We start from the raw sequence: 19,370 nt of genomic DNA on the forward strand, positions 1-19,370 counted from the left end.
GCCGCGTCACTTCTGGGCCTTCGGCTTCGCCGGGGTGGCACGTCCGGGCGTGGCCGTCTGGGCGAGCTGGGGGAGCAGGTCGCGCACGATGAGCAGGAGCGATTCACTCAGGAGCAGGTGCGTCTCCTCGCGGGTGAGCGTCCCGTCGCGGAGCCACTCGCGGATGGAGGCCTTCACCAGCCCGCTGTAGGAGCGGATCATCGCCCGCTGCCGCGAATCGTTGCCGACCTCGGCCTTGAGCCCCAGGAACTCGAGCGTTCGCGACGCGGCCACGTCGTCCGCCTCGGCGATGATGCGGTCCACGTCCGGATCCGCGCCGATGCTGCCGCTCCCGATGACGGCCAGGTACGTCTTGCCGTGGGTCGCCACGGTGTCCAGGTACCACTCGACGCTGCGCTCCACGCGCTCTCGCAGGGTTCCGGTCATGGGGACGCTCTTTTCGATGCCGGGCATGAGCAGCATTCGCTTCACGACCTTCAGGTAGAGGTCCCGCTTCTGCCCGAAGTAGTGATTGAGGAGTCCCCGCGCGACGCCCGCCTCCTTGGCGATGTCAGTGGTGGAGACGTCCGCGTAGGGGCGCTCGCCGAACAGGCGCATGGCGCACTCGAGGATCTGCTTCCGGCGCTCGTCCGGTTCCAGCCGCTTCCAGCGGGGGGCCAGGGCGCTCATCGCCGGGTCTCCTGCCAGGGGAGGAACACAGGCAGGTCTTGGGTCACCGTCCGGGAGAATCGCGCGGGTCGCTTCTGCATGAAGGCCATGACACCTTCTAGCGCGTCCGGGCTCTCTCCGAGGCTCGCGATGAGCTGACTGTCCAGGGCGAACGCGGGCTCCGGCGAGGGGAGGGCGCTCATCCGGTAGAGCGCCTGACGGATGACGGCCACGGATACCGGCGCGGTTGATTCCACCAGCTCCCGAGCGAGCGTCTGCGCCGCGGTGGCCAGGGCTTCGGGTTCATGGAGGGATTGGACCAGCCCCGCGTTGAGCGCCTCCTCCGCGGGGACGAGCCGCCCGCTCACCATCCAATCCATGGCGCGGCCCAGGCCGACCAGCCGAGGCAGGAACCAGCAGGAGCCCGCTTCCGGGTAGATGCCTCGCCGGCTGAAGACAAACCCGAAACGGCTGTTCCTGGCCGCGAGCCGGAAGTCCGCGGGGAGGATCATCGTGGAGCCCACGCCCACCGCCGCGCCCTGGATGGCGGCGATGACTGGCTTTCTCAACATGAACAGCTGGCGGGCCACGCGCGTCGCGGGTTCGACCCAGGCACCGCCGGGGATGTCTGTGTTCGTGACCTCCAGGGACTGGCCGCTGAGGTCCGCTCCCACGCAGAAGTCCTTGCCCGCGCCAGAGAGGATGACCACCCGCACCGCTTCATCCGCGTCCGCCGCGGCGAGCGCGGAGGCCAGTTCATCCGCCATGAGCACGGTGAAGCCATTGCGCGCTTCGGGCCGGTGCAGTTCCACATTGGCGACCCGGTCCGCGTAGGAAACGCGGATGTGTTGGTAGCTCATGGTTGGAAATCCTGGCTCATGTGCTGGGTATAGTGGAGACTTGTTGGCGCGGCGTCAACAACAAGAGTCATTGGCCACCATCCCGGAGTCTTCGACGTTTCGCGTCATCGATTGCCTGCCCTGGAGCCCGTTCATGAGTGTGGATGCGTTTGGCCTGGAGGGCCGCCGTGCGCTGGTGACGGGCGCCTCCGGAGGGTTGGGTTTGCACTTCGCGGAGGTGCTGGCCCGGGCGGGCGCGGAGGTGGTGTTGGCGGCGCGGCGCTCGGACCGGTTGGCCGCGGAGGTGGAGCGGCTGCGGGAGCTGGGGCTGCGCGCCCATGCTGTGTCCATGGACGTGACGCTCGCGGCGTCCGTGCAGGAGGCCGTGGCCGAGGCGGAGGCGCTGGCGGGCGGGGTGCTGGACGTGCTGGTGAACAACGCGGGCGTGTCCGGCGATGGCTTCTTCCTCCAGGTGGAGGAGGCGCAGTGGGACGCCGTCATCGACACCAACCTCAAGGGTTCGTATCTCGTGTCGAAGGCCGTGGCGCGCCGTCTGGTGGAGCGCGAGATGCCGGGCAGCATCATCCACATCGCGTCCATCCTGGGCCTGCGGGTGGGCGGCGGGGTGGCGCCCTACTGTGCCTCCAAGGCCGGGTTGATCCATCTCACGAAGGCGATGGCGTTCGAGCTGGCGCGGCATCGGATCCGAGTGAACGCGCTGGCCCCTGGCTACATCGAGACGGACTTCAACCGGACCTTCTTCGGGAAGGACGCGGGACAGAAGCTGCTCGCTCGCATTCCCTTCCGCCGGCTGGGGCACATGCGGGAACTGGATGGGCCGCTGCTGCTGCTGGCGTCAGAGGCCGGCAGCTACATGAGTGGTTCTGTCGTTGAAGTGGATGGTGGCCACCTCTGCTCCACCCTGTAGTCCTCCCTTCGGCCCGGTGACCCAATGGACTTCTCGCTGTCCCCTGAAATCGAAGCGTACCGGCTGCGCGTGCGTGAGTTCGTGGCCACGCACGTGCTGCCGCTGGAGAAGCAGCCGGATGCGTTCGACGCGCACGAGAACCTCCGCGAGGAGGTGGTGGCTCGGGTGCGGGAGCTGGCCCGCGCGCAGGGGCTCTGGGCCTTCCAGATGCCGAAGGCTCGCGGAGGGCAGGGGCTGGGCGCGGTGGGCATGGCGGCCTGTTACGAGGAGGCGGCGCGTTCGCCCTTCGGGCCCGTGATGTTCAACGCCGCGCCTCCGGATGACGGCAACATGATCGTCCTGGAGAAGGTGCTCGCGACGGAGGCGCTGAAGCAGCGCTGGTTGCAGCCCCTCATCGACGGACGGGTGCGCTCCGCCTTCGCGATGACGGAGCCCGACGGCTGCGGCTCGGACCCGTCCCTCACCTATACGCGGGCGGAGATGCAGGGCGACGAATGGGTGCTCACGGGCCGCAAGTGGTTCATCACCGGTGCCCAGGGCGCGCAGCACTTCATCGTGGTGGCTCGGACCTCCGACGACGAGCGCAAGGGGCTCACTGCGTTCCTCTTCGACGCCAGTCAGCCTGGATGGCGTATCGAGCGGCGCATTCCCATCATGGGGCCCGAGGAGCATGGCGGTCATTGCGAACTCGTCTTCGAGGGGCTGCGCATTCCGGACGAACATCGCCTGCTGGGCGTGGGTGATGGCCTCAAGGTGACGCAGATCCGTCTGGGCACGGCGCGCCTCACGCACTGCATGCGCTGGCTGGGATTGGCGAAGCGGTGCCTGGAGGAGGCGGGCGGTTACGTCTCGCGGCGGATGAGCTTCGGAGAGACCCTGGCTCAGCATGAGGGCGTGCAGTGGATGTTGGGCGACGCGGCCAAGGACATCCACATCGGGCGGCTGCTCACCATGAGCGCCGCCTGGAAGCTGGACCAGGGGGACTTCGCGCGCACGGACATCTCCATCGCGAAGATCCACGTGGCGGATGCGCTGCACAAGGCCGCGGATACGGCCATCCAGTTGATGGGCGCGCGCGGATACTCCAAGGACACGCTCGTCGAATGGATCTACCGCTATGCGCGCCAGGCGCGGTTGGTGGATGGGGCCAGTGAGATCCACAAGATGGTGCTGTCGCGTGCATACCTGTCGGAGGGCGCGGACTTCTTCCGGTGGGGCGTGGGATGACGATGCGCGAGGAACACAGGCGCGCGCTGGAGTCCTTCCTGTCCACGAAGGCGGAGGCCCGCGAGGTGCGGCTCGTCGATGCGCGCCTGCTCTCCGGGGGCGCCATCCAGGAGAACTGGCTGCTCACGGCTGTGGTGAGCGGAGGGCCGCATGAAGGCGTGCTGGAGTGCGTGCTGCGCTCCGATGCGGCCTCGGGCGTCTCCGTGTCGCACGACCGTGCCCAGGAGTTCGCCCTGCTGCGAGAGGCCTTTCGCGCGGGCGTGACGGTGCCGGAGCCGCTGTGGCTGGGAGATGGCTCCGTGCTCGGGCGCGCGTTCTTCGTGATGCGCAAGGCCCGGGGGACCGCCGCCGGCCATCGCATCGTGAAGGACCTGGGGCTGGGCGGAGACCGTGAGGCGCTGACCGAGCGGCTGGGAGCGGAGCTGGCGCGGCTGCATGCCATTCGCCCTCCCATGGAAGCCCTGTCCTTCCTCCCGGTGCCCGCGCTGTCGCCCGCGCTGCGGGGCGTGAAGGAGTTCCAATCCTTCCTGGACGGCCACCACACGGCGTTTCCCGCGCTGGAGTGGGGGATCCGCTGGCTGGAGCGGCATGCGCCCCGGACGCCCGAGCTGGTGCTGACGCACCGGGATTTCCGCACCGGCAATTACATGCTGGACGAAGCCGGCCTCACGGCTGTGCTGGATTGGGAGTTCGCGGCGTGGTCGGACCCGCTGGAGGACCTCGGGTGGTTCTGCGCGCGGTGCTGGCGCTTCGGCCAGTTCGACAAGGAGGCCGGAGGCATCGGCTCCCGTGAGGCGCTGGCGCGGGGCTATGCGCGCGTGAGCGGCCGCACGCTGGATTGGGAGGCGGTGCGCTACTGGGAGGTCTTCGCCCACGCGCGATGGGCGGTGATTGCCCTGCAGCAGGGCGAGCGTCACGTCTCCGGCCGCGAGCCCTCGCTGGAGCTGGCGCTGACGGCGCATGTCGTGCCGGAGCTGGAGCTGGAACTTCTTTCGATGACGGGAGGACGGAATGCGTGAACAGCCGGACGGGGCCGCGCTGCTGGCGATTGCTCGCGAGGTGCTGCTCCGGGAGCTGCTGCCCGGGCTGCCGGAGGACAAGGTCTACGCGGCGCGGATGATCGCCAACGCGATGAGCATTGCCGAGCGGCAATTGCGCGCGGGTGAGGAGCCCCAGCGGGAAGAACGCGGGGCGCTGGTGGTCCTGCTCCAGCGCGAAGGGGGGCTCGCGGAGCTGAACCACGAACTGGCGGCGCGGATCCGCCAGGGTGGGTTCGACGGAAACCGCGAGGCCTGGTCGCTGCTCTGGGACTCCACTCTTCAGCGGGTCCGGGAGAGCGCACCGAAGGCCCTGCCGGCCTCCGACCGGATGGGGTAGAGGTCGGGCCATGAAGAAGAAGGCGTCCCCGTCTCCCGCCCGCGACCTGCCGTTCGAAATCTTCACCTGGTCCCAGGTTCGCGACGAGGTGAAGGCCCCTGGCAATCGCGAGGATGACTCGGACCGCGTGCTCGTCCTCACCGGGAATGTCGTCATGCCCTACGACCTGGGGCTGGACTTCCACCAGGGAATCTTCGCGCAGGACGACGACGATGAGCCTCCGTTCACCGGCCTCATCGTGCGAGGCAACCTCACCGTCGAAGGCTGCGTGCTCAACTGGGAGAACGACTTCGGCCCGTTCCTCCAGGTGCACGGCAACCTCGTCGCGAAGCGCATCGCCATTGGCGGTGCCCGGATCCATGTCACCGGCGACTTGACGACCGAAGACCTGGTGGCGGTCTACAACCACGGCAGCGTCTCCGTGGGCGGCAACCTCAAGGCCCGCACCCTTGCCTCGCATTACTCCTTCAAGGTGGCGGGCGCTGTCGACGCGCATCGCTACCTGGGCCAGGACTCGAAGGTGTTCGCGGTGGCCGGCGGGGTGGAGGACGTGAAGGACCCCTACGAAGGGAAGGGCGTCTTCGTCCCGTCGGTGGTGAGGGACGGCCGCGTCGATCTGGAGAAGGTGCGGGCCCGGCTGGCGGCGGGCAAGCCCGTCGCTCGCGACGCGTTCACCAGCATCCGGGAGGCGTTCCGTCAGCTCGTCGCGAAGAAGATCGCGGAGCCCGACAAGGTCAAGAGCCTGACGCTGGAGGACAAGGGGCTCACGTCCCTTCCGGAGGAGCTCTTCCTGTTCCGCAAGCTGGAGAAGCTCAACCTCCGCCGCAACAACCTCCGCACGCTCCCGGAAGAGCTGGGGCAGCTCACGGAGCTGCGCGAGCTGGACCTGCGGAGCAATGGCCTGTTGGAGCTGCCGGAGTCCATCGGCGAGCTCAAGAAGCTGCGGGTCCTGGACCTGGAGGCCAACTGCCTCTGGCGGCTGCCGGAGTCACTGGCCGGATGCGTCGAGCTGCGGCGGGTGAACCTGGTCAACAACCCCTACGCCTACGTCCGGTGGGCCTTCGGGAGCTGGCGGAAGGTCCAGCTCATGTTCGACTTCCCGGAGGTCCTCACGCGGCTGCCGAAGCTGGAGGTGCTCACCTTCGAGGGAACGCCGCTGCGCACGCTGCCGACGCGGCGCTTCGACAGCACGACCTTGAGCAAGGCCACGGTCCTCAGGTCGCTGGTGACGCACGTGGATCCGGAGCTGCACGGCCAGCTCCAGGTGGACGTGGAGCGCAGCCGCGAGAAGGCGGCGGCCTATATCGGCTACTGGTTCAAACCGGAGACCGTGCGCCTGGAGTCCTTCTACGACGCCAAGGCGGACCGCTACGACTTCGCGGAGGTCCTCGCGCTGCTGGCGCTGCTGCTGCGCATCAACATCCCCACGGCGGCGCCCTACGAGGAATCGCTGGAGAAGTTCCGTGTGCAGAGCGAGTCGATCGCCCGGCACCTGGACTGGGACGGCGACAAGCCCCGGCACGTCCACGCGCTCTTCGGAGCGCTGCGCGACGCCATGGGGCTGCTGGGCGAGCCGTATCCCGGCGACGCGCTCATCGCGGGCCTGCGGGACGTCTTCGCGGCCCGCGCTGGCTGAAGCTCCCTGGTGACGCAAGACATCAGCTGGTGAATGGCGTCATCGCTATGGGCGGGGATCGCGCGGCCCAAGTGACTGATTTCACGGAGCCCGAGGGCTGGCATGCGTCCTGCTCTTGGGTCCCGGCATGTCCATCTCCTCCCTGAACCGCGCGTCCTCCTTCCAGCCTTCCTCGAGCATCTCCCAGCTCAAGCCGGCCGCCGCGCCGACCCAGGGTGTGGTGGGTTCCCAGGCGCAGCAGCCCCGGAACGACCTGCGCCGGATGTTCATGGCCGACTCCTTCGAGGCGGGTCCGAGCAAGCTGGGCGGCGCCTCCGGGGACTTCCAGAAGCAGTTGTCGGAGATCGTGGCCCAGCTCACGCAGCTGGTGAAGCTCCTCCAGACGCAGTCGCCCGCGGGCCTGGGCCAGGGCGCCGAGGGTGCCGCGTCCGCGGTGGGCGGCGTTGGCGGTGCGGCTCCGGCGCAGCAGGCGGCTCCCGCGTCTTCGGCCTCCACCTTCGAGGCTCCCGCGTCGGCGGCTCCCCCGGCTCCTTCGGCGGCGGCTCCTTCGGCTCCCTCGGCCCAGAGCGCGGCTCCGGCCTCCAGCGCGGCGGCTCCGGCGCACCCCACGTACAACAGTGACGCGGGCCCTGGCTTCGGTCCTCCGTCCGCCGGCTCCACGGAGCCCGCGCCCGCGAACGCGCCGTGGCTCGCGAAGAACAACGTCGGGTCGCCCTACAACAGCAACATGCAGCTCATCGACGAGAGCCAGAAGGGCCAGTTCAAGTACACGAACACCTTCACCAACAAGACCCGCGAGCCGCAGACCATCACGCTCTGGAACAAGACGGGCGAGAACGGGAACCCGAACGACGGGCAGAACTTCGACAAGAGCACGCCCAAGACGTTCACGCTCCAGCCCGGCCAGTCGCAGGTGGTGGCGTTCGACAGCAACACCAGCGTGGCGTGGGCCGCGTCGAAGGACGGCACGGCGAAGCCCGGCGCGAACTCCGGTCAGACCTGGGGCGAGGCCACGTTCGCGAACTCCGGCACGGGTTGGAGCGGCTTCGACACCAGCCAGATTGCCCCCGCGGGCCACAACGGCAAGATGTCCATCTCCAACGAGGCGACCGGCAAGACCGTGACGGAAGCCAACGCCTGGCAGACCGAGAAGGACGACCCCGCGCTCCACGACGTGGGCGTCCCCGCCGGTCCGCTGAACCTGCGCACGGAGATTGGCTGAGGCCTGGCCGGCCCGCGCTGACTACAGGCCGAGCGCCGCCTTGCACGTCTTCACATACAGGTCCCGGAAGAGGTTGTCCGGGTCCGTGCGCTGCTTCACGGCTTGGTAGGTCTCGCGGTTCCAGATGCTCCAGAAGGTCTGCTCGTCGTAGTAGTTGTACGAGATGAGCGTCTTGGTTCCGTTCACGCGCTGGAGCTCGTCCTCCAGCTCCTTGTAGACGTTGCGGCCCGGTGGTTGCGGCATGCCGTACACGGCCAGGTCCAGGAACAGTGGGTCGTTCATTCCGGCCCACCACTGGGGTGTCAGCCATTCGTAGTCACGCGTCCGCCGGAAGGGCACGCACCAGACGGGGTAGTGGCGCATCTCGCGGTGGTACCAGTCCATGAAGTCCGCTGAGCGCGAGAAGGGGATGAACACGTCCACGATGACCGGCGGGTCCTTCTTCGGCAGCAGCTGGGTGAAGCGGTTGGCGGTCCTCAGCACGCTGTCGGAGTGGATGAACTTTCCGAACAGCGCCCTCGCGACCAGGTTCTGCGGCCGCGCGTGCGTGACGCCCCGGTTGTAGCGGAAGAGGTAGTCATACGTCGTGAGGTAGTCCTCGCTCCGGCGCGGGATGGTCTCGCAGTACGCGGTGAGCCATTCGTAGCGGCTCACGTACGGCGCCCGGTCCACGAAGTGGCCCACGCACAGCACGTGCTTCGTGGGGGAGAAGATCTGCCCGTCGAGGTAGTCCGCGCCTGGCTCCTGGAAGTGGTGCCAGATGGCCTGCTGGAAGGACTCCAGCGTGGAATGCGTTTCGTTCGTCACCCGCACGTAGGGCGCTGCTCGCGTGAGCTTGAAGCGCACCTTGGACAGGATGCCCAGCGTCCCGAACGAGCCGTGCATCATCTGGAAGAGGAGTGGCTCTTCCTTCGGTGAGCAGCGCAGCACGTCCCCCTTCGCGGTGATGACCTCGTACTCCAGACACGTGTCGTGGAAGCCGCCCTGGCGGAAGGACATGGACTCGATGGAGCACCCCGCGATGGCGCCCCCGAGCGTGATGGTCTTGTGCTCGGGGACGATGAACGGGACGAGCCCGTGCGGCAGTGTCGCGCGCACCACCGCGTCGAAGGTGGCGGCGGGCTCGGCGGTGCAGGTCATCCCCACGGGGTCGATGTCGAGGATGGCGTCCAGGTCCCCCAGGTCCACCTTCTCGTCGCGGCGCCGCGAGTCGAACCGCTTGGGCACGCTGTGGGGCGGGGACTTCTTCTTGAAGGACGCGGGCCCCGTTCCCTTTCGCTGCCGTAGCTGCCGGGCGATGGCCTCCACCTTTGCTTCGTGAAGCGACACCGTCCGGGGACCGCCTGACACCGACTCCGTGAGCATCCATTTCCTCCGTTGGCGGAAGGGTGGGGATGCCGCGGCGCGTGGTGAGCCCTTGCCTGTCGGAGCGGGGCCAACCCGGACGCCCGCCCACCGACCGGGCGTCCGAGCAGATGATACCGCTCAGGTGGCTTCGAGCCGACGGCGCAGCTCCGTGGTGCTCACCTCTCCCGTGCCGTCCCGGCCCATCAGCGACTGGCCATCCGCGGAGTAGAGCGCCGGGCGCCGGTACAGCGTGCGCAGGGCATGCAGGTGCGGGTAGACGATGGAGGACTTGGGGCTCAGCTCCCGCAGGTGCTTGCGCAGGAGCGGGGCGTACTTCGGGCTCTGCGCCGGGAAGATGTGGTGCTCCTGGTGGTAGCTGAAGTTGAAGTGCATCCAGTTCATCAGCGGGTGGGTCTCCACGCTGGCGGTGTTCACGAAGGGGTTGTCCGTCTCCTCCGCCGCGGGCTGCATCCAGTGGTTGGTGGCGATGTAGATCATCAGCGAGACGTTCCCAATGAGCAGCGGGAGCACCAGCGCGTAGAACGCCGCGCGGGGCCCCAGGACCCACCCGAGCGCCACCCAACCGGCTGTGACGAACACCGTGAGCACGCGCTCCCGGGCCCGGTGCAGGTGCACGTGCTGGAACGCGGGCAGCCGGCAGTGGTGCCAGAGGAAGGCCTGGCCCTGCGCGGTGAAGAAGACGCTGAAGCTGATGAAGCTCAGCCAGTGTCCGGACCCGGGGGACATGGCGTGGAACAGCTTCGCGAACCCCTGGGTGTGCCAGTCCGTCCTGCGCGGGAGGATGTCCGGATCCCTCACGAGGACGTTGGCGGCGCTGTGGTGGGCCTGGACGTGCCAGGCCCTCCAGTTGCCCGGTGTCACCAGGAAGGGCGCGAAGCCCACCCAGCCCAGCAGGCTCTCCCACTTGCGGCTGTGGAACACCGAGTGGTGCAGGGCTTCATGCGCGGCGAGCCCCACGGCGGTGACGAGCTGTCCCAGCGCGAAGGCGATGATCAGACATGCCCAGTGGGGCAGCGTCCAGGTTCCGAGCACCCAGATGAGCGCCGCCTCCACGGGCACCAGGCAGAGCGCGACGATGCCGCGCAGGGGTTGTCGTTCGAAGGCCTCCGGGGGCAGCACGCGGCGCAACTCCGAGCGGAGCCGTTTGGCGTCATCCGGGGGCAGGGGACTGGACGAAGAGAAGTCGTTCATGGCTGTTGCCTGAGCGGGAATGAGGTTCAAGCCATGGGGCGGGCGATGCCGCCTTCAATGAGCATCCGAAGTCGGCCGGCTTCGTCATGGGCCGCCACGGTGCCGCACTGGAGCAGGTCGCCCTCCACGCGAGGCGCGAGCGACTTCAGCGTGAGCCGGCGAGGAGCCCTGGCGTCGTGCGCGACCAGGTCCCGGTCGAACGTGGCCCGCTGGACGCCCACGGGAGCGAACACGTCATTCGACACGCCCTCCACGTGCATCGCGCTCAGGCGCAGGGCCGCGTCCAGCACGAGCGCCGGCACGCCGTGGCCCGCTTGCCGTGGCACTTCCGGCAGCCCGAGCCGCGCGAAGCGGGCGTCTTCCTCCAGGCGGATCTCCTCCAGGCAGTCGAACATCCTGCGCAGCTCGATGGGGGAGCCCGTGGCGCAGTGCGGGTCGTGCACGGCCATGCCCTGGCCCGAGGCGTGGGCGGCCTCCAGTCGGTGTGGGGACCGGGGCGGTTCCGCCGTCAGCGTGAACCGGGCCTCGGCGTAGACAAGGTCACGCTCCAGCACCACGCCGGAGGCATGGACGATGTCGCCCGTGAGTTTCACCTGCACGCTGTGCTGGCCCGGGGCATCGGTGAGTGGAGTGCACTCGGCGCGCAGGGCCTGCTGGCCTCCGGGCTTCACGCGGATGAAGCGGGAGAACCGCACGTCCTCGATGGTGACGGTGCGCAGCTCGGGGCGCGTGTCGTCCAGGGCCGCCTGGAACATCAGGTCCAGGGCCCAGGCGCCGGGCAGGGTGGGCGTGCCTCGGACGAGGTGGTCCTCCAGGCACGGGACGCTCGCCGCGTCGACCGTGAGGTCCCTTCGTGTGGGGCGCGGAGGTTCTGGGGTGGGCGCGGGCGGGGCGATCACCTCCAGGCCGTAGAAGCCGCGCTCGCTCTCGGTGAGCTGGACGTTGATGGGTTGGACGGGCTGGCCGTCCACCAGTTGGAGGAAGAGCGCCTCGCCCTCGTCGGCGCGGATGCCGCGCAGCCGGCGGCTGGCTCCGAGCACGCGGTACTCAGATCCGCGCGTCATGCCGATGCCGTCCCAGGCGAGCCAGCCCACGCTGCACCACTGCACGTCCTGGCGTGAGTCGCTGACCCAGGCGCAGAGCCGGTCCAGCGCTTCGTTCGCCGCGCCGTAGTCCGCCTGTCCGTCATTGCCGATGTAGCTGAACGCGGATGTCAGGACGTGGAATGGAACAGGGGCGGGGAGACGGCGTGCGCAGGACTCGCGCAGGTTGCGCAGTCCCAGCAGCTTGGTGTCCAGCGTGCTCCGAAGCTCCGTGAGCCGACGGCGGTGGAGCTTCTTGGAGACCTGCGTGCCCGCGCCATGGACCACCAGGTCGAGCCGTCCGTGTTCACGGAGCAGCTCCTCCACCACGCGGTCCACGTCCTCGGGGCGGGTGACGTCCGAGGCGCGGTAGGTCATCTGGCCGGGAAGCCGCATGAGTCCGTCGAGCGTGGCCCGCAGCTCACGCACGGCCAGGTGGCGCTCGAAGCGTGCTCGCAGCGCGGGCATGCGCACCGTGCTGTCACGGGCGAGCTCCGAGGCGTAGAACTCGCGCTCCACGGCGCCCAGTTCCTCGTCGCGCGCCTGGAGCACGCGTGCGGGAGCGTCGGAAGGATCGCTGCGGCCCAGGAGGACGACCTTGCATCCGTACCGCTTGAGCAGCGCTCCGGCGAGGACGGCCGTCACGCCACGTCCACCGCCCGTCAGCAGGACCACCGAGTTGGAGTCGAGCGTGACGGCGGGCCGTGCCGGGACGTCCGTGGGCTGGAGCAGCCGGACGCATCGAACGGATCCGTCGAAGCAGACCTCCACGGGCGCGGTGTCGTCACCGGTGCCCAGCTCGGCAGCGACATGGTCGAGCGCCGTGCGAAGCGGAAGCGGACCCGTGGCGATGGCACGGATGCCACGCGCCGGGACCTCGCGGCCCAGGGACTTGAGCAGGCCGGCGAAGAGGCCGGTGACGGGGTGCAGCGTCCGGCGTGCACCGACGCCGCCGATGCACAGACTCGCCAGCGTCACGGTGCCAGCGGACAGTCCCTCATAAGCGCGACGAGCGGACAGGAAGAGCAACTCCAGCGCCTCATGGCGCAGGGCCGTGTCCGCGACGACGGAGGACTCGCTCTCCTCTGAGGACATGCGGCACACCGAGATGATGACCTGTGGCTCGAAGCCGAGCGCAGCCAGGTTCGCCTCCGCGGTCTCCTCCCGTGTCAGGTCGATGCCGTGGATCCGCGCTCCCTCATCGGAGGCGCCCGAGTGGAGGATGCGGAACTCAGGGCCGCAGATGTCGTGTGCCTGGGCCGAGAGCTCCCGGGCCACGGCCTCGTCTTGAGCGATGAACAGCACTCGCCGGCCACGCAGCTGCGACGCTCCGGTCGTCAGGGCCGGACGCTCGACCAGCACTGGCGCGTGGTAGCGGATGGGCGCCGAGTGGTCGAAGCCGTCGGATGCCTCCGGGATGGAAGTGGCGGATGCGGCGACCGGTGCGGTGGTTCCTGGTGCAAACGGAGCGCCAGACACGCGGACACCCATGCTGCCCACCTCCGGCCCGGTGCGGCCCAAACCTGTCCGACTGTCCGACAGGTTTTCGCCGCCCGGCTGAAGGGGGAGCCCCTCCCGGCCGACCGGGCTGTCCAAACCTGTCCGACTGTCGGACAGGTTTGTGCGGTCCGCCGCCGACGGGGCGTTCCGTCGGAGTTCTCGATTCTCAGCATCAGAGATGGTGGTCATGTCCGAGGGCCTGGCGGACGTCTCCAGACCGTGGCGCTCCGCGGACGGAGATCCTGCCGCCACCGCTTGTTCCTCCGGTGCTCCAGACCGGGCGTTGAGGCCTGGTTGAAGCTGGAGCATCAGCCGTGTGCCGGTCGCGGCATCCGGATGGAAGCGCAGCGTGATGGCCTCTCCTTCGGTGGCGGCCCGCACCGCGCTCAGCACGTCTTGTGCTTCCCGAGCGGAGTGCGGCGGCAACGTGACGCCCGGCCCTGCGCCGGAGCCCGCCTCTTCGAACAGCCGCACGTGGCACAGCGGCTTCAAGCCCCGCGCTTCAGCCTTCGCGGCCGTGGTCACCGCCAGCATCGTCATGCCCTCTTCAGGCGCGGACACAGCGGCGCCTTCTCCGGGCCTCTTCACGTGAGCGCTGCCCACGAGCACCAGTTCGAAGCCGCTGTCCAACAAGGCCCGTGAAGCGCGCAGTGACGCGGCCAGCGTGCCGGCCCCCGCGTCCACCACGAAGTTCGGTCCCTTGGTGTCGAGCACCCCTGCCACCCGCCCCGGCGTGACGTTGGGCATCATCCCCTGGAGCGTGTACGGACCGGACGGCCGCAGCGCGCCCACCGCCGCATGGAGCCGGTCCACCAGCGGCAGGAGCCGCGTGGAGTCCGGCGCTCGCTGGATGTGCTCACGCAGCCTTCGCCGAGTGGAGTCCGCCAGCACTCGCTGCGTGGCCTCCACGCCCCGGCGCGTCTTGCCCTCCAACCCCAGGACGATGGCCGTCCCCGTCCGCAGCGAATCGAACGCCCCGAGCTTCTTCACGACGTCGCTCGCGACGATGAGCCCCAGGTGCTGCGTGAGGTCCATGTCCTCGGTGATGTCCGGCAGCAGCCGCACGGATGCGGGCAGACGCATCCCCTTGGCGTCGAATCGCGCCTCCGGGAACATTCCCTCCGCGGCCACCACCACCAGTTCTTCGCTCGGAAGCTGCGTGGACTTGGCGCGCGGCGCGAGCGGGCCTCCCTGGTACTCCTCCAACACCAGGTGCGCGTTCGTGCCGCCGAAGCCGAAGCCGTTCGTGGCCGCACGGCGCGGATGGTCTCCGTTCTCCGGCCACGGCTGCTCCCGCGTGCTCACCTCGAAGTCCGGCCCGAGCGCTCGCAGCCCCGCACCTGGACGGTCGAAGTGGGACTGCGGCGGGAAGCTTCGGTGCTCCAGCGCCTTGCACAGCTTGATGACCGATGCCGCACCCGCGGCCCACCCGACATGGCCGATCAACGCCTTCACGCTGGCGAGCTGGAGGCCCTTCCGCTTGCCTCCGAAGACACGGCCAATCGACTGCAACTCGGTGGTGTCTCCAGCCGGCGTGGCCGTTCCGTGCGCCTCGATGTACTGGATGGACGCCGGTTCAACGCCCGCCGCCGCGTAGCACGCCTCCATCGCGGCCACCTGTCCGTCCGCTCGCGGGACGTTGGCGGAGCTGCTGCGTCCGTCGCTGGACAGCCCCGCGCCGCGGATGACCGCGCGGACCTTCAGCCCCGCGGAGACTGCATCCTCCAGACGCATCAGGCCGACTACTCCCGCGCCCTCGCCGAAGATGACGCCATCCGCGCGCTCGTCGAACGGCCGGCTCCCCGTCGCGGAGAGCCCCTTGAACTGGGAGAACAGGCAGCTGTTGCCCGGTCCCGGAGAGAACACTCCTCCAGCGAGCACAAGGTCGGCCTCGCCGCGCTCCAGTGCCTTCATCCCCAGCGCGATGGCGTAGAGCGAAGAGGCACACGCCGCGTCCAACAGCATCGTGGACACGCTTGGACCCACCACGTCCGTCACCACCGACTGGAGGGTGGGGTGCGGCGCCAGTTCGGAGGACGTCGCGGTGACACCCAGCGCCTCACGCATCAGCGCGGAGAACTCCCGTGCCGTCTCTCCACGAGCACGCAGCAGGGCCTCTCCCGCTTCCACGCACAGCGCGTCGTCGTACTCGGGCGAACCGTCCGCGGTGGATCCGAGCAGGCACTGGATGCGCCCAGGCGCGCGCGGCGCGGTGGACCGCAAGGACTCCATCGCCTGACTGAGCGCGATGGCCAGCAACCGCTGCTCACGGCCATAGCGCTGGAATCGGTCCGGCGTGATTCCCGGAGGCGGAACGAGGTCGCTGTCCAGGACCCGTCCGGTGAGCAGCGTGTACGTGCGGTCCGGAGTCACCGCAGGACCCACGAAATCCACGACCTGGTCCGGATGGCTCACACCCGTGTCGACGATGCCGCTGATTCCCCGCTGGATGTTCCGCCAGTACGTCTCCGGATCCTTCGCGCCGCCAGGAAGCATGCAGCCCAACGACACCACCGCGATGGCCGGAACCACGGGCGCTGCATCCCGAGCGACAGGCGTCACGGCCGGAGGACCCACGGGCCGCGAACGGTCCACGGACGTCATCGCCACGGAGGTGTCCTTGGGAAGGATCCGCTGGACGATGCGCGTCAGCCGTCCCCCCGTGCCGCAGTCCACGAACCGCGTGCAGCCCGCGTCCACCAACGTCTCCACCGCGCCTGGGAAGTCGAAGGGACGCACCAGGTGGGACGCGAGCGCCCCCGCCAGCTCGGACCCGTCACGTCCGTAAATCCGCCGCTCGATGGGCGAATAAATGGGCCCTCGCGCCGGATGCACGGCCAGGTCCGCGAGGCTCGCGCGGAACGCGGTGACCGCGGGCGCCAGGCTCGGGTGGTGGAACGGGTAGCGGCTGGAGATGAACGTGAAGCCCTTGCCCTGCCGCTCCAGGAACGCGCGCAACCGCTCCAGTTCCTCACGAGCCCCCGCGACCACGGTCTGCCGCGAATGATTGCGGCCCGCGATCTCCAGCGACCTGGCTCCACTCTCCGCCACGGCCTGGACGGTCTCCGCCTCAGACAGGGCGACCGCCGCGAGCGTGCCCAGATCCTCCGGCACGGTCTGGAGCGCTCGGATGCGACGGCACACCACCTCCGCGCCCGTGCGCAGGTCCATGGCTCCGGCCGCGGTCATCGCCGCGATCTCCCCGAAGCTGTGCCCCACGAACACATCCGGCCGGGTTCCCTGACGCTCCATCCACCGCGCCCCCAGCACCCCGGACAGGAAGATGCCGAGTTGATCCAACAGCGGCGCCGCGTCCAACGCCCGGCCCACCTGTGCGACGTCCTCCGCCGCGAGCAGCGGGCCCACGTCGATGCCCTGCGAGCGGCAGGCCTCCTTCACCGCCAGCAGCTCATCACGCAGATCCGGCTGGAGCGCCTTCAACTGAAGGAAGAGGGCGGGCTCGAACGTGCCCTGTCCCGCGAACAGGAAGGCGGTGGCGTTGGCTGGCAGCTGAAGGCCGGGCGCGGGCACCGACTCGGGAATGCGGACCATCCGCGAGACGCCGCGTGGAGCGGTGTCCGCCAGCAGCGTCCGCGCCAGTGCTCGCACGGCCTCCGGGAACAAGGCCTGCACGCCTCCACCTCCCTGCAAGGCGAGGTCGCGGAAGCTCTTCGGGCCCGTCGGTTCATGTAGTGCCGCCAGCGATTCGAAGCTGCGCTGGAATGACTCCGGAAACGCGCGCAGCGTTCCCTGCCGGTCCGCGCAGAGCACGGTCTGGTAGCCGCAGGCCACCGGCGTGCCGTCGCTCTTCAACGTGCGGAAGCAGAAGCGCAGGGACACCTCGCCGCGCTCCTCCAGTGACGTCAGGATGATCAGCCGGTCCCCCAGCGCCGCCGGGGCGAGGTTGCGCGAATAGCCCTCGTAGGTGAGCAGGAGCACCTGGTCGAAGTCGCGCCGGAAGTCGGGCTCTTCGAAGGCGTGCGGGCTGAAGAGCAGGTGCTCCCGGCCGGCGCACTGGAACTTGAAGTTGGTGAGGAAGTGATGGCTCCCGTAGGCCATCGTGTCGTCGAAGTGGATGTCGTACGGGACAGCGAAGAAGTCCATGGTGATGGCTCCTGGAGGTGAGGGGGTCAGGACGCGCGCGCGGCCGGCAGCAGGCCGTCCACGGTTCCGGAGAGGCCGGCGTCCACCACCCAGATGGCGCCATTCACTCGCTGCGTCTTCGGCCCGAGCAGCAGCTCGGTCACATCCGCGACGTCGTCCGCGGTGCACAGCCGTCCACCGGGCGTCGCGGACTCCCATCGCGCCACGCGCTCCGGCGCGTCCGGGAACATCCCCAGCAGGTCACCGTGCACGGGGCCCGCGGACACGCAGTTGGTGCGGATGCCCTCTGGCGCCAGCTCCGCGGCCAGGTAACGCGTGAGGGACTCCACGCCCGCCTTCACCACGCCCTGGCAACCCAGGTCGTGCATGTACCGCTGCGACATGGACGTGGACATGGTGACGATGCTCCCGCCCCCACGCGCGGCCATCAGCGGACGGGCGCGCATCGCGCACTCGTAGGTGCCGGTGATGCAGGTGCGGAACGCCTTGTCCCAATCCCGGGGCGCGATGCTGTCGAACGGACCGATGAGCCCGTTGGACGCGTTGCACACGAGCAGATCGAGCCCACCCAACTGCTCGCGGATCGCCGCGAACATCCGCTCCAGGTGATCCTCCTGCGCGACGGAGCCCCACAGGTGGACCGCCTTGCCACCCGCGTCGACGATGTCCCGCGCCGTCTTCTCTCCGTCCTCACGGGAGTGGAACGAGTTGACGACCACCGTCGCGCCCGCGCGAGCCAGCCGCGTCGCGATGACCCGGCCGATGCCCTTCCCCGAACCCGTGACGAGCGCGACCTTCCCCTCGAACGGCAGCTCCGTGCGCGACGGAACAGGCGTGGGCGCCAAGTGGACGGGAGCGCGAGGCCTGGCTTCCACGGCGGGCGGCGCGGCCGGCAGCAGCGCACGGGCCGCGTCGGCGATGGCGGCCATGGTGCGCAGGCGCTGCGAGGGCTTCGGCGCGTCGCTCAGCCCCAGTTCCTTCATGAGCACGGCCATCACCTCCGCCTGCTTCACGGAGTCGATGCCCAGCTCGTCCTCCAGATCCGCGTGCGGCGTGAGCAACTCCTCTGGGTAGCGCGTCACCCGCGCGAACACGGCGCGCACGCGGGGCAGGAGGTCCTGCGTGGCCAGAGCACCGGCGCCCGCCTTCGCATCACCGATGCTCGCCTTCGCTTCGACGACAGCGGGGACTACGGACGTGGCGACATGGAGCGATGGTCCGGGCTCCGTGCCCAGCGCCTCCGTCACCGCCCCGGCGATGGCGCCGAGCGTGCGCGCCTTCCCGTTTCGCGGCAGCCGGTCCGGCGGCAGCTGGAACTCACGCGCGATGACCGCGGCGATCTCCGCGAGCTTCACGGAGTCGATGCCCAGTTCGTCCTCGAGCTGCGCATGCTCCGTCAGGATGTCGAGCGGATACCGCGTGACGGACGCGGCGCACTGCCGCACCTGCTCCAGGATGTTTGAAGGCGTGGATGTATGGGATTGAGAAGAACGCGCGGACATGATGGCCCCTGTCGGTTCAATGCGTGACGGGGCCGACTGTAATTGGGGGTCTGACACGTGCCGCGAAGCGACGTGCACAGCTCGCAGCAATCAAGGAGGCAGCGAAGACTCCTCGTGCGCGGGAATACGCACGCCCTGTTCGCGAGCCACGCGAGCACGTCGCCATCCCAGCCACAGGGGAATGATCAGCGACGGCAGCGTGAGCAGATCCGTGATGTCCACCGTGTGCACCGTGGGACGGACCGCGGGAATGCGCGCTCCCCCGAGCCATGCGCGCAGCGCGTAGAAGGGCCACTGCAGCGCGCCCAGCGCCCAGCGCCACGCATCCCCGGCGTCCGAGGAAATCTTCGTCGCGCCGAAGCACAGCCCCGTCAGCACGACCGCTCCCACGAGCACCGGGAACGACGGACGGAATTCCCGTGCTCGCCGCTGGAACGCCTGCTCCCACAGCGCCTGGAGGAGCACCGGGAACATCGCGAGCCCGGCGACGTCGGAGAGCTTCCCCGTCCACCACGACGGCCAGCGCGCCTTGAACACGTGGTCGTTCAGCACGAGCAGCACCACGGCCACCAGGACCACGGGGTGCATGAGACCGCTGGCCGGAAAGGGCTTCGTGCCGGTGGATGTCACGCCCGCGTGCATGGGGGGCACTGTCACATTCGCGGCCGGGACATGGGAAGTCCCGTGATTGCGAGGGTTTGGAAGTCGCGGTGGGAAAATAAAAAGGCCGTGTCGATTTCCCCCAG

At 69.1% G+C, this 19,370-nt stretch carries 13 protein-coding genes; 6 read left to right on the forward strand and 7 right to left on the reverse strand.

Going from position 1 to position 19,370, the window contains the following annotated elements; translation table 11 throughout:
- Positions 1 to 6 precede the first annotated feature (6 nt).
- A complete protein-coding gene (locus tag GTZ93_RS18105) occupies positions 7 to 669 on the reverse strand; it encodes a TetR/AcrR family transcriptional regulator (RefSeq protein WP_120595143.1) in 663 nt (220 codons plus the stop codon).
- Positions 666 to 1,508 (reverse strand): enoyl-CoA hydratase-related protein, encoded by an 843-nt coding sequence (locus tag GTZ93_RS18110; protein ID WP_121751714.1) that lies wholly within the window; start codon positions 1,506 to 1,508, stop codon positions 666 to 668. Before GTZ93_RS18110 ends, GTZ93_RS18105 begins: the two co-directional genes overlap by 4 nt.
- Before the next feature lie 133 nt (positions 1,509 to 1,641).
- Here GTZ93_RS18110 and GTZ93_RS18115 point away from each other — a divergent pair, with 133 nt between their 5' ends.
- The 6 genes from GTZ93_RS18115 (at position 1,642) to GTZ93_RS18140 (ending at position 7,877) form a co-directional block, all read left to right on the forward strand.
- Positions 1,642 to 2,415 carry an SDR family NAD(P)-dependent oxidoreductase gene (locus GTZ93_RS18115; protein ID WP_139914880.1) on the forward strand — a complete coding sequence of 258 codons (774 nt, stop codon included), beginning with the start codon at positions 1,642 to 1,644 and terminating at the stop codon, positions 2,413 to 2,415.
- 24 nt (positions 2,416 to 2,439) lie between these two features.
- On the forward strand, positions 2,440 to 3,642 hold the full coding sequence (locus tag GTZ93_RS18120; protein ID WP_139914879.1) for an acyl-CoA dehydrogenase family protein: 1,203 nt from the start codon (positions 2,440 to 2,442) through the stop codon (positions 3,640 to 3,642).
- A complete protein-coding gene (locus tag GTZ93_RS18125) occupies positions 3,639 to 4,661 on the forward strand; it encodes a phosphotransferase family protein (protein WP_257978891.1) in 1,023 nt (340 codons plus the stop codon). The genes GTZ93_RS18120 and GTZ93_RS18125 overlap by 4 nt, the downstream gene beginning before the upstream one ends.
- Positions 4,654 to 5,019: a DUF6285 domain-containing protein gene (locus GTZ93_RS18130; protein WP_139914878.1), complete on the forward strand. Its 366-nt coding sequence runs from the start codon at positions 4,654 to 4,656 to the stop codon at positions 5,017 to 5,019. Before GTZ93_RS18125 ends, GTZ93_RS18130 begins: the two co-directional genes overlap by 8 nt.
- A 10-nt stretch (positions 5,020 to 5,029) precedes the next feature.
- Positions 5,030 to 6,655, forward strand: a complete 1,626-nt coding sequence (locus GTZ93_RS18135) for a leucine-rich repeat domain-containing protein (RefSeq protein WP_139914877.1) — start codon at positions 5,030 to 5,032, stop codon at positions 6,653 to 6,655.
- Between the two features lie 127 nt (positions 6,656 to 6,782).
- Positions 6,783 to 7,877, forward strand: a complete 1,095-nt coding sequence (locus GTZ93_RS18140; protein WP_139914876.1) for a hypothetical protein — start codon at positions 6,783 to 6,785, stop codon at positions 7,875 to 7,877.
- A gap of 21 nt (positions 7,878 to 7,898) precedes the next feature.
- Here the strand turns inward: GTZ93_RS18140 and GTZ93_RS18145 are convergent, their stop codons facing one another.
- The 5 genes from GTZ93_RS18145 to GTZ93_RS18165 form a co-directional block, all read right to left on the reverse strand.
- Positions 7,899 to 9,242, reverse strand: a complete 1,344-nt coding sequence (locus GTZ93_RS18145; protein WP_139914875.1) for an FAD-binding oxidoreductase — start codon at positions 9,240 to 9,242, stop codon at positions 7,899 to 7,901.
- A 120-nt stretch (positions 9,243 to 9,362) separates the two neighbouring features.
- Positions 9,363 to 10,436, reverse strand: a complete 1,074-nt coding sequence (locus tag GTZ93_RS18150; protein ID WP_139914874.1) for a fatty acid desaturase family protein — start codon at positions 10,434 to 10,436, stop codon at positions 9,363 to 9,365.
- A gap of 26 nt (positions 10,437 to 10,462) precedes the next feature.
- Positions 10,463 to 17,122: a type I polyketide synthase gene (locus GTZ93_RS18155; RefSeq protein WP_161662894.1), complete on the reverse strand. Its 6,660-nt coding sequence runs from the start codon at positions 17,120 to 17,122 to the stop codon at positions 10,463 to 10,465.
- Between the two features lie 26 nt (positions 17,123 to 17,148).
- Positions 17,149 to 18,624, reverse strand: a complete 1,476-nt coding sequence (locus GTZ93_RS18160) for an SDR family oxidoreductase (RefSeq protein ID WP_139920245.1) — start codon at positions 18,622 to 18,624, stop codon at positions 17,149 to 17,151.
- 90 nt (positions 18,625 to 18,714) lie between these two features.
- On the reverse strand, positions 18,715 to 19,212 hold the full coding sequence (locus tag GTZ93_RS18165; protein ID WP_257979340.1) for a hypothetical protein: 498 nt from the start codon (positions 19,210 to 19,212) through the stop codon (positions 18,715 to 18,717).
- Positions 19,213 to 19,370 lie beyond the last annotated feature (158 nt).

It is taken from the genome of Corallococcus exiguus (assembly GCF_009909105.1).
GTDB lineage: Bacteria > Myxococcota > Myxococcia > Myxococcales > Myxococcaceae > Corallococcus > Corallococcus exiguus.